The sequence below is a fragment of the Streptomyces sp. NPDC018263 genome, assembly GCF_055562575.1.
On record NZ_JBVHFA010000011.1, the window covers coordinates 91,951 to 106,834 of the forward strand.

13 protein-coding genes are annotated in these 14,884 nt (G+C 71.3%); 9 read left to right on the plus strand and 4 right to left on the minus strand.

Translation table 11 applies throughout. The annotated features are described in order from the left end of the window. Nucleotides 1-13 precede the first annotated feature (13 nt). Nucleotides 14-601, minus strand: a complete 588-nt coding sequence (locus tag ACZ3HQ_RS28530; protein ID WP_467515270.1) for a TIGR03086 family metal-binding protein — start codon at nucleotides 599-601, stop codon at nucleotides 14-16. A 217-nt stretch (nucleotides 602-818) separates the two neighbouring features. Between ACZ3HQ_RS28530 and ACZ3HQ_RS28535 the strand changes: the two genes are divergently transcribed. The 7 genes from ACZ3HQ_RS28535 (at nucleotide 819) to ACZ3HQ_RS28565 (ending at nucleotide 8,215) form a co-directional block, all read left to right on the plus strand. Further along, nucleotides 819-1,628: an NAD-dependent epimerase/dehydratase family protein gene (locus ACZ3HQ_RS28535; RefSeq protein ID WP_467515273.1), complete on the plus strand. Its 810-nt coding sequence runs from the start codon at nucleotides 819-821 to the stop codon at nucleotides 1,626-1,628. A gap of 314 nt (nucleotides 1,629-1,942) precedes the next feature. Further along, nucleotides 1,943-2,713, plus strand: coding sequence for a DeoR/GlpR family DNA-binding transcription regulator (locus ACZ3HQ_RS28540; protein WP_467515277.1), 771 nt, complete (start codon nucleotides 1,943-1,945; stop codon nucleotides 2,711-2,713). Nucleotides 2,714-2,813: 100 nt separating this feature from the next. Further along, nucleotides 2,814-4,184: an ABC transporter substrate-binding protein gene (locus ACZ3HQ_RS28545; RefSeq protein ID WP_467515279.1), complete on the plus strand. Its 1,371-nt coding sequence runs from the start codon at nucleotides 2,814-2,816 to the stop codon at nucleotides 4,182-4,184. Then, nucleotides 4,181-5,116: a carbohydrate ABC transporter permease gene (locus ACZ3HQ_RS28550; RefSeq protein ID WP_467515281.1), complete on the plus strand. Its 936-nt coding sequence runs from the start codon at nucleotides 4,181-4,183 to the stop codon at nucleotides 5,114-5,116. Before ACZ3HQ_RS28545 ends, ACZ3HQ_RS28550 begins: the two co-directional genes overlap by 4 nt. Further along, on the plus strand, nucleotides 5,113-5,967 hold the full coding sequence (locus tag ACZ3HQ_RS28555; RefSeq protein WP_467515283.1) for a carbohydrate ABC transporter permease: 855 nt from the start codon (nucleotides 5,113-5,115) through the stop codon (nucleotides 5,965-5,967). The genes ACZ3HQ_RS28550 and ACZ3HQ_RS28555 overlap by 4 nt, the downstream gene beginning before the upstream one ends. Continuing rightward, nucleotides 5,964-6,953, plus strand: coding sequence for a zinc-dependent alcohol dehydrogenase family protein (locus ACZ3HQ_RS28560; RefSeq protein ID WP_467515285.1), 990 nt, complete (start codon nucleotides 5,964-5,966; stop codon nucleotides 6,951-6,953). Before ACZ3HQ_RS28555 ends, ACZ3HQ_RS28560 begins: the two co-directional genes overlap by 4 nt. A gap of 92 nt (nucleotides 6,954-7,045) precedes the next feature. Further along, nucleotides 7,046-8,215, plus strand: coding sequence for a TerD family protein (locus ACZ3HQ_RS28565; RefSeq protein ID WP_467515366.1), 1,170 nt, complete (start codon nucleotides 7,046-7,048; stop codon nucleotides 8,213-8,215). A 7-nt stretch (nucleotides 8,216-8,222) separates the two neighbouring features. Here the strand turns inward: ACZ3HQ_RS28565 and ACZ3HQ_RS28570 are convergent, their stop codons facing one another. From ACZ3HQ_RS28570 to ACZ3HQ_RS28580, 3 genes are all read right to left on the minus strand, one after another. Continuing rightward, complete coding sequence (locus ACZ3HQ_RS28570; RefSeq protein ID WP_467515287.1) at nucleotides 8,223-8,786, minus strand: GNAT family N-acetyltransferase; 564 nt, start codon at nucleotides 8,784-8,786, stop codon at nucleotides 8,223-8,225. 10 nt (nucleotides 8,787-8,796) lie between these two features. Then, nucleotides 8,797-9,696, minus strand: a complete 900-nt coding sequence (gene dapA / locus ACZ3HQ_RS28575) for a 4-hydroxy-tetrahydrodipicolinate synthase (protein ID WP_467515289.1) — start codon at nucleotides 9,694-9,696, stop codon at nucleotides 8,797-8,799. A gap of 76 nt (nucleotides 9,697-9,772) precedes the next feature. Beyond that, entirely contained in the window at nucleotides 9,773-11,596 is a 1,824-nt protein-coding gene (locus ACZ3HQ_RS28580) for an endonuclease/exonuclease/phosphatase family protein (RefSeq protein ID WP_467515291.1), read from the minus strand. A 264-nt stretch (nucleotides 11,597-11,860) separates the two neighbouring features. Here ACZ3HQ_RS28580 and ACZ3HQ_RS28585 point away from each other — a divergent pair, with 264 nt between their 5' ends. Beyond that, the gene (locus ACZ3HQ_RS28585) at nucleotides 11,861-13,285 is read left to right on the plus strand and encodes a hypothetical protein (protein ID WP_467515293.1); all 1,425 of its coding nucleotides are present in this window, start codon (nucleotides 11,861-11,863) and stop codon (nucleotides 13,283-13,285) included. Between the two features lie 142 nt (nucleotides 13,286-13,427). After that, nucleotides 13,428-14,849 (plus strand): alkaline phosphatase PhoX, encoded by a 1,422-nt coding sequence (locus tag ACZ3HQ_RS28590; protein WP_467515296.1) that lies wholly within the window; start codon nucleotides 13,428-13,430, stop codon nucleotides 14,847-14,849. Nucleotides 14,850-14,884: the final 35 nt, after the last annotated feature.

Sequence of the window (14,884 nt, forward strand, 5' to 3'; positions counted from 1 at the left end):
GCCCGTTGTCCAGCTACGCCCGCCACTTCGGGTCGCGGCCGCTCAAGCCCACCGCTCGGTCCAGGAGGGGGGCCTTGGGGGGGACCTCGACGACCGGGCCGAAGAGGCCGTCGCCCCGGTCGGGGTCTTCCGCGGCGGCCAGGAGGAAGCCGTGGGCGGAGGCCAGGGCGGGGAGGTCGGGGGTGTAGGGGAGGCCCAGGGCGCGGGAGAGGTCCCAGCCGTGGATGACCAGCTCGTCGGCGGCCACGGCGCCCGCGATCTCGCCGGGGAGGTCCGCTCCGCCGGCGCGGGTCCAGCCCGTCCAGGCGGTGGGTTCGCGCCAGGCGTCGGCGAGTTCGTCCAGCGCCTTGGGCAGTTCCTCGCGCCAGCCGGGGGGCAGCTCCGGGACGGTGGCGTTGGGGTTCGTGTCGGTCGTGGCACCCAGGTCCTTGCGGGCGGCGTCCCGGAAGGCGACGGACAGGTGCAGCAGGTGCCCGAGCAGGTTCCGTACGGGGGCGTCCGGACACGGTGTCGGCGCCGAGAGCTGCTCATCGCTCACGGCCTCGGCCAGCCGTGCGACGATCCGGGCCTGCGGGCCGAGGTCCAGGGTCGAGTCGGTCATGTCGGTCTCCTCGCGGGGGTGCGCCGGGCGTACGAAGGGGTGACCGTCCGGCCGCCGAGAACTCATCGGCACCCGAAGCGGTCAAGGTCCCGCGAACCCCGTATCCACCAGCCGATCGACCGCATTCCGCAACCCACTTGATCCTCCCGGACCCCCTCTCTAACTTCACCAGGTATGTGAACGCCCCACATGGCCGGACCACACAAGGAGTCCTGAATTGCCCGCCCCACGCACCCTCCTGCTCACCGGCGCCGCAGGCGGCCTGGGCACCCTGATGCGCTCCCTGCTCCCGGCCCACGGCTACGACCTCCGCCTCCTCGACAGCCGCCCGATCCCCGACGCCCCGGACGCCATCACCGCGGACCTCGCGGACCTGGACGCCCTGCGCGCAGCGGTACGCGGCACGGACGCGGTGCTGCACCTGGCCGGCATCTCCCTGGAGGCCCCGTTCGAGAAGATCCTCAAGGCCAACATCGAGGGCACGTACCACCTCTACGAGGCCGCCCGCCTGGAGGGCGTCCGCCGCGTGGTCTTCGCCTCCTCCAACCACGCGGTCGGCGCCACCCCCGTCCCCGCGCCGGACGATCCCCGCATCCCGGCGGACACCCCGCACCGCCCGGACACCTTCTACGGCCTCTCCAAGTGCTTCGGCGAGGACCTCGCCCAGCTCTACCGGGACCGGCACGGCATCGAGACCGTCTCCGTCCGCATCGGCTCCTGCTTCCCGGAGCCCACCAGCGTGCGCATGCTCTCGATCTGGCTGAGCCCCGCCGACGCCGCCCGCCTCTTCCACGCGGCCCTGACCGCCGAGGACGTGGGCCACACCGTGGTCTACGGCTCCTCCGCCAACACCCGCCTGTGGTGGGACCTCACCTCCGCCCGCGCCCTCGGCTACTCACCGCAGGACGACTCCGAGCCGTACGCCGCGAAGCTGATCGCCGAGCAGGGCGAACCGGACCCCGCCGACCCGGCCCACGACCGCCTCGGCGGCCACTTCCTCACCGACCCGCCGATCTGGCAGCACTGACCCCACGACCGACCGGTCCACCGACCGGCCCACCGAACCGCCCCACCGACCGGCCCCACGGCCGAAAACGATCGCGGGCGGGCACCGAACGGGCCTGCCCGCGGTCGCGTTCGGGCATGCTCCGTGCCCGCTCCCACCCCGGCCCCCGCTGCCGCGCAGGTCCGAGGCGGGTACGGCGGGATGTGATCGGGCACACACGGGCAGGATCGGGCATCGAACAGACCTGGTCAGCGCCGCGCGTCCGCTGTAGAACTTCCCCCAGGGCCCGAACGGGCATCCCAGCGGGCATCTCAATGACGAGAGCGGGTGACGACATGACCACCAGGACGGCCGAGGAACGCCAACGCGAGATCGTGCGCGCGGCGCGGGCCACCGGTTCCGTCGACGTCACCGCGCTCGCCGAGGAGCTGGGCGTGGCCAAGGAGACCATCCGGCGCGATCTGCGCGCGCTGGAGGACCACGGGCTGGTCCGCCGCACCCACGGCGGCGCCTACCCGGTGGAGAGCGCGTCCTTCGAGACCACGCTCGCCTTCCGCGCCACCAGCCATGTACCCGAGAAGCGCAGGATCGCGGCCGCCGCGGCCGAGCTGCTCGGGGACGCGGAGACGGTCTTCGTCGACGAGGGCTTCACCCCCCAGCTCATCGCCGAGGCCCTGCCGACCGGCCGGGCGCTGACCGTGGTGACCGCCTCGCTGCCCGTCGCCGGCGCCCTGGCGGAGGCCGAGAACGTGTCGGTCCTGCTGCTGGGCGGCCGGGTCCGGGCGGGCACGCTCGCCACGGTCGACCACTGGACGACCAAGATGCTGGCCGGCTTCGTGGTGGACCTTGCCTACCTCGGCGCCAACGGCATCTCCCGCGAACACGGTCTGACCACGCCCGACCCCGCCGTCAGCGAGGTCAAGGCGCAGGCCATCCGGGCCGCCCGGCGCACGGTCTTCGCCGGGGTGCACACCAAGTTCGGGGCCGTGAGCTTCTGCCGGTTCGCGGAGGTCGGCGCGGTGGACACGATCGTCACGAGCACCCAGCTTCCGGCGGCCGAGGCCCACCGCTACTCCCTCCTGGGGCCACAGGTCATCCGGGTCTGACACAGCACCGCACCACACAGCTTTCCGCACCACCACTCCCCCCGAGGGCAGCCGTACGCGCGGCCATGCCCTTCTGTCCCCATCTATCCAGGAGCGATCCATGCGCACCCCGAGCCGACGGAGGCCGCGAACCACATTCGCCATGGCCGCCGCAGGGACGCTGCTCGCCCCGCTTCTCTCCGGCTGCTGGGCCGGCGCGGGCGGGACCGGTTCCGGCGGCGATTCCATCAACGTACTGATGGTCAACAACCCGCAGATGACCGAGTTGCAGAAGCTGACCCGCGCCCACTTCACCAAGGAGACGGGCATCAAGGTCAACTTCACCGTGCTGCCCGAGAACGACGTCCGCGACAAGATCAGCCAGGACTTCGCCAACCAGGCCGGCCAGTACGACGTGGCCACGCTGTCCAACTACGAGATCCCGATCTACGCCCGCAACGGCTGGCTGCACGACATGGACGGCTATGTGGCGAAGGACCATGGGTACGACGAGCAGGATGTGCTCAAGCCCATGCGCCAGTCGCTCACCGGCGACGACGACAAGCTCTACGGGCAGCCCTTCTACGGCGAGTCGTCCTTCCTGATGTACCGCAAGGACATCTTCGCGGCCAAGGGCCTGAAGATGCCCGCACACCCGACCTGGCAGCAGGTGGCCGACCTCGCCGCGAAGGCGGACGGCGCCGAACCCGGCATGAAGGGCATCTGTCTGCGCGGCCTGCCCGGCTGGGGCGAGGTCATGGCCCCGCTGACCACGGTGGTGAACACCTTCGGCGGCACCTGGTTCGACAAGGACTGGAAGGCCCGCCTGGACTCCCCCGAGTTCAAGCAGGCCGTCAACTTCTATGTGGACCTGGTCCGCAAGCACGGCGAGTCCGGCGCGGCGCAGTCCGGCTTCGCCGAGTGCCTGAACAACATGACCCAGGGCAAGACCGCCATGTGGTACGACGCCACCTCCGCGGCCGGACTCCTGGAGGGCAAGGGCTCCCCGGTCAAGGGCAAGCTCGGCTACGCCCCCGCCCCGGTGGAGAAGACCAAATCCTCCGGCTGGCTCTACACCTGGGCCTGGGGCATCCAGCACGCCTCCCGCAACCCCGACAAGGCGTGGAAGTTCGTCTCCTGGGCCTCCAGCAAGGAGTACGAGCAGTTGGTCGGCGACACCAGCGGCTGGGCCAACGCCCCGGCGGGCAAGCGCGCCTCCACTTACACCAACCCGGAGTACCGCGAGGAGGCCGCCTCCTTCCAGGAGATGACCAAGGAGGCCATCGAGAACGCCCGGCCCACCGACCCCGGCGTGCAGCCGCGCCCCGCGCCCGGCATCCAGTTCGTCGGCATCCCCGAGTTCACCGACCTCGGCACCAAGGTGTCCCAGCAGATCAGCGCGGCCATCGCCGGCCGCCAGTCGGTCGATTCGGCCCTGCGCAAGTCCCAGCAGCTCGCCGAGCAGATCTCCAAGGAGTACGAGGGACGATGACAGCGACGACAACGGCCCCGCTCGCGGCCGACTCCGCACCCGCCGTCCGGCGCCCCCCGGCCCGGCTGCGCGCCTGGGCCACCCGTGCCCCGCTCCTGCCCGCCCTGGTCTTCATGATCGTCGTGACCCAGTTGCCGTTCGTGGCCACGCTGGTGATCTCGTTCTTCGACTGGAACGCGCTTTACCCCAAGGCCCGCCGCTTCACCTGGTTCGACAACTACCAGCAGGTGCTCACCGACGCCGATCTGCGCCACTCGGTGTGGGTGACCGTGCTGCTCACCGCCTCCGTGGTGATCGCCAGCCTGGTGCTCGGCCTCGCGCTGGCGCTGCTGCTGGACCGGAGGTTCAAGGGCCGGGGTGTGGTCCGCACCCTGCTGATCGCCCCCTTCCTGGTGGTCCCGGTGGCCGCCGCCCTGCTCTGGAAGCATGTGCTCTACAACCCGGAGTACGGACTTCTCAATGGGTTGCTGCACTATGTGGGCGGCCCACAGCCGGACTGGGTCTCCCACACCCCGCTGCTCGCGGTGGAGGCTTCGCTGGTGTGGCAGTGGACGCCGTTCATGATGCTGATCCTGCTGGCCGGACTGCAGAGCCGGGACCAGCAGCAGATCGAGGCCGCCCGGGTGGACGGGGCGAGCGACTGGCAGATCTTCCGCCACCTCACCCTCCCGCACCTGCGCCGCTACCTGGAACTGGGCGCCCTGCTGGGTTCCATCTACATCGTGCAGAACTTCGACGCGGTGTTCACGCTCACCTCCGGCGGCCTCGGCACCGCGAACCTGCCGTACACCGTGTACCAGAGCTTCTACCAGGCCCATGAGAACGGCCTCGCCTCGGCGGCGGGTGTCCTGGTCGTCATCGGCTCCATCATCATCGCCACCTTCGCGCTGCGCGTGGTGTCGTCCCTGTTCCGCGAGGAGGTGTCCCGATGAGTTCCGCCACCGCCGCCGCACGGCGCACCGGACGAGGCGGGCGCAGCAGCCTGGGCCTGGTGGCCTGGCTGGCCGGCATCGTGTTCTTCCTGCCCATCGCCTGGATGGTGCTGACCTCGTTCCACTCCGAGGCGGACGCGGCGACCAACCCGCCGTCCTTCGCCGCCCCGCTCACCCTGGACGGCTACCGCGAGTTCTTCGGCGCGGCCGGCGGCGCCAGCCCCTGGCCCGCGCTGGTCAACTCCACGGTCGCCTCGCTGGCCTCCACCCTGTTCGTGCTGGTGCTGGCCCTTCCGGCGGCGTACGCGCTGTCCATCCGGCCGGTGAAGAAGTGGACCGACGTCCTGTTCTTCTTCCTGTCCACCAAGATGCTCCCGGCCGTGGCGGGCCTGCTGCCGCTGTACCTGTTCGCGAAGAACGCCGGGATGCTGGACAACATCTGGCTGCTGGTCGTCCTCTACACCTCCATGAACCTGCCGATCGCGGTGTGGATGATGCAGTCCTTCCTCGCCGAGGTGCCGGTCGCGGTCATCGAGGCGGCGCGGGTGGACGGGGCGTCGCTGCCGGTGATCCTGGCCCGCGTGGTCGCGCCGATCGCGCTGCCCGGCATCGCGGCGACCTCACTGATCTGCTTCATCTTCAGTTGGAACGAGCTGCTGTTCGCCCGGGTGCTGACCGGGGTGGTCGCGGAGACCGCGCCCGTCTTCCTGACCGGCTTCATCACCAGCCAGGGCCTGTTCCTGGCCAAGGTGTGCGCCGCGTCGCTCGTCGTCTCCCTGCCGGTGCTCGCCGCGGGGTTCGCCGCCCAGGACAAGCTGGTCCAGGGCCTGTCGTTGGGAGCCGTGAAATGAAGGCCGCCGTCATCGAGTCCGTGGGCCGCGCCGTCGTCACCGAGGTCCCCGATCCGACCCCCGGCCCGCGCGACGTGGTCGTGGAGGTCGCCGCGTGCGGGATCTGCGGGACCGATCTGCACATCCTCCAGGGCGAGTTCGCGCCCAGGCTGCCGATCGTGCCGGGGCACGAGTTCGCGGGCCAGGTGGTCGGGATCGGCAGCCAGGTCACCGAGGTCGCGGTCGGCGACCAGGTCGCGGTGGACCCGTCGCTGTACTGCTACGAGTGCCGCTTCTGCCGTGACGGCCACAACAACATGTGCGAGCGCTGGGCCGCGATCGGCGTGACCACGGCCGGCGGTGCCGCCCAGTACGCGGTCGCACCCGTGGCCAACTGCGTGAAGCTCCCCGAGCACGTACGCCCCCAGGACGCGGCCCTCATCGAGCCGCTGTCCTGCGCGGTGCGCGGCTACGACATCCTCAACTCCCGCCTCGGCGCCCATGTCCTGATCTACGGCTCCGGCACCATGGGCCTGATGATGCTGGAGCTGGCCAAGCGCACGGGCGCGGCGAGCGTGGACATGGTCGACATCAACCCGGCCCGGCTGGAGACCGCCAAGCTGCTCGGTGTCTCGGGCTCGGCGGCCGACGCGGACGAGCTGGACCGGCCGCAGGGCTGGGAGATCGTGATCGACGCGACCGGCAACGCGGCGGCGATCCAGGACGGTCTGGGCCGGGTGGCGAAGGCGGGTACGTACCTCCAGTTCGGCGTGGCCGACTACGCGACGCGGGTGACGATCGACCCGTACCGCATCTACAACCAGGAGATCACCATCACCGGCTCCATGGCGGTGCTGCACAGCTACGAGCGGGCGGCGGAGCTGTTCGCGAACGGTGTGCTGAACCCGGACGTGTTCATCAGCGACCGGATCGCACTGGAAAACTACCCGCAGGCGCTGGACCAGTTCGCGGCGGGCGTCGGCCGCAAGATCGTCGTGACCCCTTGACCCGATTCCCGGCGCCCTGACCCGAACGGGGGTCTCGGCGTCGGGTAAGGGAACGGCAAAGTGGGCTCGTTCGTTCACCCGGCATGACCGCTATGACCCCTGGCTCCAACGTCCCGCTTCCGGCCGCCCGTGTGACGGTGGACGTGGCCGCACCGGTGCGGCTCGACGTGTCGGGCCTGCTGCTCACCGCCGACGGCAAGGTGCGCTCCGACGACGACTTCATCTTCTACAACCAGCCGGCCGGCCCCGGTGTGAGCTACCGCTCGGGCGGCGGGTCCGCGCCGGACTCGATCACGGTCGACACCGGCGCGGTGCCGCCGGACATCGAGAAGATCGTCGTCACCGCGAGCCCGGACGCGGCGGGCCAGACCTTCCAGGGCATCGAACCGACGGCCACGATCCGGGACGCGGACGGCGGCGCGGTCGTCGCCTCCTTCACCCCGCCCGGCCTCGGCGCCGAGACGGCCCTGGTGGTCGTGGAGATCTACCGGCGCAACGGCCAGTGGAAGGCCCGTGCGGTCGGCCAGGGGTACGCGAACGGGCTGGCGGGCATCGCGACGGACTTCGGGGTGACGGTGGAGGAACCGGCCCAGCCGGTATCCGCCCCTCCGGCCGCCCAGGCACCCCCGGTTCCCCAGACGCCCCCCGCACCCCAGGCACCCCCGGCTCCGGCACCGGGCGCGGGCAAGATCAACCTGGACAAGGGCCGGGTGAACCTTCAGAAGAACCAGACCGTGTCGCTGGTCAAGGGCGGCGCCCCCCTTCTCTCCCGCGTCCAGATGGGCCTCGGCTGGGAGCCCGCCTATCGCGGCAAGGACATCGACCTCGACGCCTCGGTCATCGCCTACGGTCCCCAGCGCAACGCCGTCGACAGTTGCTACTTCGGCAAGCTGTCCATCCTGAACGGCGCCATCAAGCACTCCGGCGACAACCTCACCGGCGAGGGCGGCGGTGACGACGAGGTCATCACGGTCGACCTCGGCCGCATCCCCCCGGAGGTCACGGGCCTCGTCTTCACCGTCAACTCCTTCTCCGGCCAGAAGTTCACCGAGGTCGCCAAGGCGTACTGCCGCCTGATCGACCCCGCCTCCGGCGAAGAACTGGTCCGCTTCGACCTCACCTCCGCCGAGCCCCAGACCGGCGTCCTGATGGCGAAACTGATCCGCCAGTACTCCGGCGAATGGGACATGACCGCCCTAGGCGACTTCGTAAAGGCCCGCACGGTGAGGAACATGGTGAAGCCGGGGGGCGCGGCCCTGTGACAGAGCTCTAGGACGCCCGGCCGGGGCCCGTCACCGGAACCCCTGGCCGGACGCCGAACCACTGCTCCGCGCCGTACGCCTCGAAGCGCTGCGCCTCGGTGAACCCGAGCTTCTCCGCGAGGCGCAGCGACCGGGCGTTGCCGCTCTGCGTGGTGAGGACCACCGGCTCACCGGACAGTACGCCGGCCAGCCACTCCAGCACCGCGCCGCACGCCTCGGCCGCGTACCCGCTCCCCCACGCCTCGGGCAGGAACATGTAGCCGAGCTCGACCTCCCCGCCCTCGGGACGCACGCGCGCCGGCTGCTCCGCGTCGCGCCGGACCAGCGTCACCGTGCCGATCATCGCCTCGTCCCGCTCGACCACGAAGCTGCCGGGCCGCCGCCCCGGTACCTCGGGGGCGATGCGCTCGACCTCCGCACGCGGACGGGCGCCGCCGATGTAGGTGCCCACCTCGGGCGACGTGAACAACTCGATGAAGGCGGGACGGTCGCGCCCCTCGGACTCCCGCAGCACGAGCCGCTCGGTCCGTATCGGGGCGGGCGGCCAGGGGACGTTTCCGAGTCCGGTCATGGCGGGCAACTTATCGCGGCCGCTCGGCCAGGGCGTCGTGAACAGTCAGCAGATCCGCCGTGGTGTCCGTGTCCGCCGCCAGCAGTGGTGCCCGTACTGGTCCCGCCGGGAGGTTCAACGCGTTGAGGAGGGCCTTCGTCGTCACCGTGCCCGGCAGGTCCGAGGCCATCACCACCTCGATCAACGGGGTGACGCGGGACTGGAGTTCGGCGGCGAGCGCTGGGTCCCCCGCGTCGAAGGCCGCCAGGATGGCCGCCACCTCGCCCGGCGCCACGTTCGCGATCGTGCTCACGCACCCCGCCGCCCCCACCGCGTACAGCGGAAGGATGTGCTCGTCGCACCCCGCGTAGTACGCCAAGTCGGTTTCCGCCAGGATCTTCTGGGTGCCGAGGAAGTCGTAGGAGCAGTCCTTCACGGCGATGATGCGAGGGTGTTGCGCCAGGCGGATCATCGTGGCGGGGGCGATACGGGTACCCGTGCGGCCGGGGATGTCGTAGAGCATCAGGGGGAGGCCGCTCGCGTCCGCCACCTGGCGGAAGTGCGCCTCGACGGCGGCCTGTTGGGGGCGGCTGTAGTACGGGGTGACGACCAGGGCCGCGTCGGCCCCCGCCTTCTCGGCGGCGAGGGTGAGTTCGACGGTGTGGCGGGTGTCCGCCGTGCCGACGCCCGCGACCAGCGGGACGGCGGGTCCGACCGCGGAGCGGACCGCCGTGATCAGCTCCCGCTTCTCCGCGTCGGTGGTGGTGGGCGACTCGCCCGTGGTGCCGTTCAGGACCAACCCGTCGCAGCCGCCCGCCACCAGACGGGTGGCCAGGCGGGCCGCCCCGTCCACGTCGAGCGTGCCGGCCGACGTGAACGGGGTGACCATCGCGCAGAGCGTGCGGCCGAAGGGTGCGTTCCGTTGCCTCATGGTCGTAGTCTCGACACCACGACCATGAAGCTCCACTTAAATCTGCTACGAGATGCAGTCAAGCGGATCTGAACAATCAGGGGCGGAAGCGCAGCACCTGCGGGTCGTGGTCGCTGATCTGGTCGTGGAACTCCGAGTTGATGTGCACGCTGTCGTACGCGAACGGCCCGCGCCGGATCGCCTTGCTGATCAGGATCTGGTCGAGCACCTGCGCGTTGCCTTGGTAGTCGTAGGTGTAACGCTCCCTGCGCGGCAGCGACTTGATCGCCGACCAGAGCTGCCCGTCACCCTCCAGGATCTTCGCGGTGTCGGAGAACTCGAAGTCGTTCATGTCCCCGAGCGCGATGACCGCCGCGTCCTTCTGCGCATCGAGCAGGGACTTCACGAAGGTGTTGACCTCCGTCGCCTGCGCGTGCCGCTGCGTCTCCGAACTGCGGACCACCGGCTGGTACTGCCCGGTCAGCGGCTGGTCGCCGCCCTTGGAGTTGAGGTGGTTGGCGATCACGAAGACCGTACGGCCCCGGAACACGAACTCCCCGGCCAGCGGCTTGCGGCTGTTGGCCCAGGCCGCGTTCGCCGGGTCGATCCGGCCGGGCGACACCGTCAGCCGGGCCTCGCCGTGCTCCTTGACGACGCCGACCGCCGTGGTGGAGTCGCCGCCGGGGCGGTCGGTGAAGGACACCCGCTCCGGATTGAAGAGGAACACCTGCCGGATGTTGCCGCCCGGCTCACCGCCGTCCTGCTTGTCGACGGGGTCGATGGAGCGCCAGTCGTAGCGCGGACCGCCCGCCGCGACGATCGCGTCGATCAGCTTGCCGACCGTCACGCCGGCGCTCACCGTGCCGTCGTTCTTGGCGCCGTTGTCGTCCTGGATCTCCTCCAGGGACACGATGTCGGGCGAGCGCAGGTTGTTCACGATCGCGGACGCGTGCGCGTCGAAGGTGGCGTCGGACGGGTCGAGGTTCTCGACGTTGTACGTCGCCACCGCCAGCTCGCCGGACGCCTGCTTGCGCGTCGTCTCCCGCTCCAGGCCGCCGCTCTCCAGCGTGCCGAGGGCGCTCGCCACCAGCGTGTAGCCGCCGAACTGGTTGAAGTCCAGCGGTCCCGTGGTGGTCCCGGCGAGGGTGTCCCCGACGTTCGCCTGCGGGAAGTCCGCCGTCGCGCCGAGGGACTGGATCTGGAGGCGTCCGGTGTTCTGCGCGTCGTACGAGCCGTACAGCGTGCCGCCCCGCTCGGTGCGGTGCTCCTTCGGCTTCACGGTGACCCACAGCTCGCTGTACGGGTCGGTCCCGGTGACCACGCGCGCGTCGCTGACCTGGACGTTCATGCCCTCCAGCGACTCGTAGTAGTCGAGGGCGTAGGTCGCGGGGGCGAGCGGCAGGGCGTTGACGGAGTTGTTCGCGGCCGGGTCGCCCGTCGGGGCGTATCGTTCCGGCACCGAGCGCTTGGTGATCACTGTCGGCGCCGGGACGGCGTTGCCGGTGGAGACGGTGGTGACGACGGGCTTGGTGATCTCGGTGACCGACTGGTTGCCGGAGGCGGTGCCGCCGGGCACGTACTCCGAGACGGTGCCGGTGACGGTCACCGAGTCGCCCACGGCCACCTTGGGCGTGGAGCTGGTGAAGACGAAGACGCCCTCGCTGGTGGCCGGGTCGGCGTCCGGGTTGGGGTCCTGGAGCCAGAAGCCCTTGGACGAGCCGTAGGTGCGTACGGCGGTGACCACGCCGGGCACGTCGGCGACCTGCTTGCCGGCGTACGGGGAGAGGCGGGTGGTGCCCTGGATGTCGTGGACGCGCACCGAGTCGGCGTGCGCGGGCGAGGTGGCGACGACGGCGGACGCGGCGCCGCACACGGCGGCGACGGTGAGCGCGGCGAGACGCGCGGAAGTCCTGCTCGGCAAGGGGATTCCTCCGGGAACGTGACGGAACGCCGGGACGGGAGCGCACAGCAGCGTGCGGGGCTCGTCGCCCTCAGTGACACGCGTAGAGCCGAGTGAACAGTCGTTCCCCCACCTCTACGCGCGTCAATCTCCTGCCTGACGGCTGGAGTTGTCAAGGTTTCAGCCACGTACGAGGGGCAGCGCGGGCCGGAACCGGGCGGTGCGCCGGCAAAGCCGTCTACGCTGAGAAGTTGAGTGCCTTCCCGGTCCGAGGAGAACCAGCCGATGTCAGACAGCTCCCCCCTGCCGCCCGTACGGCTGCGTCCCGAAGCGGAGCTGGCGCGTGCCGCGCTGTCCACCCCGCTGCTCTCCCGCGCCGCCCGGCTCGCCCGCTGGGCGGGTCCCGAGACCCGTGTCGACGGCGGCGGCAGCCTGGTCGAGGAACAGCTACCCGCGGCCGCCGAACTGCTCGGACTGACCGGCGACGACGCCGCCGCGGAGGCCGCCGAGGCGTGGGGCGTGGCGGTGGACACCGGCCTGGTCGAGATCACCGACGAGGAGGCCGGGACCGTGGCCCCCGGCGCGGACCTCGCCCTGCTGACCGGCGCCCCGCACGACGTGCTGACCATCTGGCTGGCCGCGCTGGACACGGTCGTCGCGGATGCCGGGCTGCCGAACCTGGAGGGACTGGCCGCCGCTCTGGAGGAGGGCGGCGAGATCGACTTCTCGACGTTCGACTGGGACACCGAGGGCGAGGCGGAGCTGCTCGACGGCGTGCTGGGCAACCTCTACCTGCTGACGGTCGGTGAGGACGGCCCCGGCGAGAGCCCGGTGCCGCTGCCCGCGCTGGCCGCCTCCACCATCGTCCCCGACGACCTGGAGGAGCCCAGCAACGACGTCCTGGAGCAGGTCTCCGACGCGATGATGAAGCTGGACGACCAGTTCCGGATGCTGGAGCCGATCGGCCTGGTGGAGTACCAGCCGGTGGACGAGGAGCTGATGGCCGGCGAGGAGGAGCCCGCCGAGCCGGTCGACGAGGACGACATCGCCCGCTACGGCATGGTCCGGCTGACCCCGCTCGGGCTGTACGGCCTGCGGGCGCGGCTGATGGAGGCGGGGTTCGAGGCACCGGCCGTGGGCGAGCTGGCCGACAAGGGCGCGGACGCGCTGCTCGACGGCACCGCCGCGTACGGGGAGTTCGCCGCGCGCGCCGAGACCGAGCAGTGGCTCGGCCAGCGTGAACCCCTGGCCGCCGCGCGGGAGTTGCTCGCGGCGGCGCGGGGTGCGGACCCGGGTGCTCCGCTGCGGCGGCTGCGCTGCCAGCAGGCGCTGTCCCTGGTCGGCGAGGCAGCCGAGCCCGCGCTGCGGGAGGTGCTGGACGACCCCGAGCTGGGCGGTCTGGCCCGGGTCTGGCTGAGCGAGCGGGGCGCGCCGGACGTGCCCGCGCCCTCGCAGGACCTGGTGTTCTGGCTGACCGTCGACACGATCGCCGCGCAGCTCCAGGCGGAGGGCAACTCCGAGGAACTCCAGGCACTGGTGGAGGGGCTGGCGGAGCAGCACAGCGGGTTCTTCTCGGCCGCCTGGCGGGTGGAGCACCCGGCGACGGCGGACGTGCTGGAGGCGATGGGGCGGCTGCACCCGGACAAGCGGGTGGCCAAGGAGGCGCGGAAGGCCGCGTTCAAGGCGAGGTCGCAGCAGCAGGGGAGCTGAAGTCCCCCGGGTGTACGGCAGCGGTGTCCTGCGCGCGGTGCGGTGTTCAACTGCCGTTCAGCGGGGGCCGGGAGTGTGACGGCCGAACGACGCGCCACCCTCGCCCTCCGCCACGGGCATCGAGACCGTCACAGGAGACACCATGTCCATCACCCGCAGGGACTTCGGCAGAACGACCGCGGCCACCGGTGCCGGGGTCGTGCTCGCCGGCAGCGTGGGCGCCCTCGCCACCGCCCCGCAGGCCCTCGCCGCCACGGACCTCGACGGCGCGCAGGACGCGCACGGCCACCCCGGCGTCGGGTACGGCCCGCTGGTCCCCGACCCGGACGGCATCCTCGCGCTGCCCGCGGGCTTCTCGTACCGGGTGGTGACGTACAGCGGCCGTACCCGGCTGGAGTCGGGCGAGCCGACGCCGTCGAACCACGACGGCACGGCGGCCTTCGCGGGTCCGCGTGGTTCCGTGCTGCTGGTGAACAACCATGAGCTGAAGGGGCCGCGCTCGAACTGGGAGCACCCGGTACCGCTGGCCGAGGGCCTGGTGTACGACCCGGCCGCCGCGGGTGGCTGCACGGTGGTGGAGGTCCGCCGGGACCATGTCGCCGAGTGGGTGGGCATCGCCGGTACGTCCACCAACTGCGCCGGCGGCAGCACTCCGTGGGGCACCTGGCTGACCGGCGAGGAGACCGAGGACCGGGCCGGGCAGAACGGTATGACCAAGGACCACGGCTACGTCTTCGAGGTCGATCCCGTCGACGCCCGCGCCAACCGCGCCCCCGAGCCGCTGAAGGCGCTGGGCCGTTACGCCCACGAGGCGGTGGTGGTCGACCCGAAGCGGGGCCACATCTTCCTCACCGAGGACGCCTCCGGCCCCAACGGCCTGTTCTACCGCTGGACCCCGCCGGAGGGCTTCCGCCACGGCCGGGGCCGGCTGCGCACCCTCGCGGACGACGCGGGCGTCCTCCAGGCGTTCCGCTGCTTCGACTCCGGCGGCCGCTTCGTGGACGACCTCTCCCGCGCGACGCGCACCGGCACGGTGTACGGCGTGGACTGGGTCGACGTCCCCGACCGGGACGCGCGTACGGTCCCGGTCCGCCGGCAGTTCACCGACGGCCAGGTGACGCGGGCCCGCAAGCTGGAGGGCATGTGGTGGGGCGACGGCGGGGTCTACGTCGTCTCGTCCTACGCCCGCGAGGAGAGCCCCGTCCAGCACGACGGCCAGGTCTGGTTCTACGACCCACGGCGCCGGACGCTGACCCTCAAGGTGCTCCTCGGCACCGGGGGCGTGCTCGACGGCCCCGACAACATCACCGTCTCCCCCTACGGGGGCCTGGTCATCGCCGAGGACGGCGAGGGCGCCCAGCACCTCTTCGGCGCGACCGACAGCGGCCGTACGTACCCGATCGCCCGCAACGAACTCAACATCGGCACCGAATCCGCCCCCGCCTACAGCGAGTTCACCGGTGTCACCTTCTCCCCCGACGGCCACACCCTCTTCGCCAACATCCAGGAACCGGGCATCATGCTGGCGATCACGGGGCCGTGGAAGCGGCAGCGGCGGGACTAGACTCTCGGGGCCAGCCCCCGTCCGACAGGAAGCCC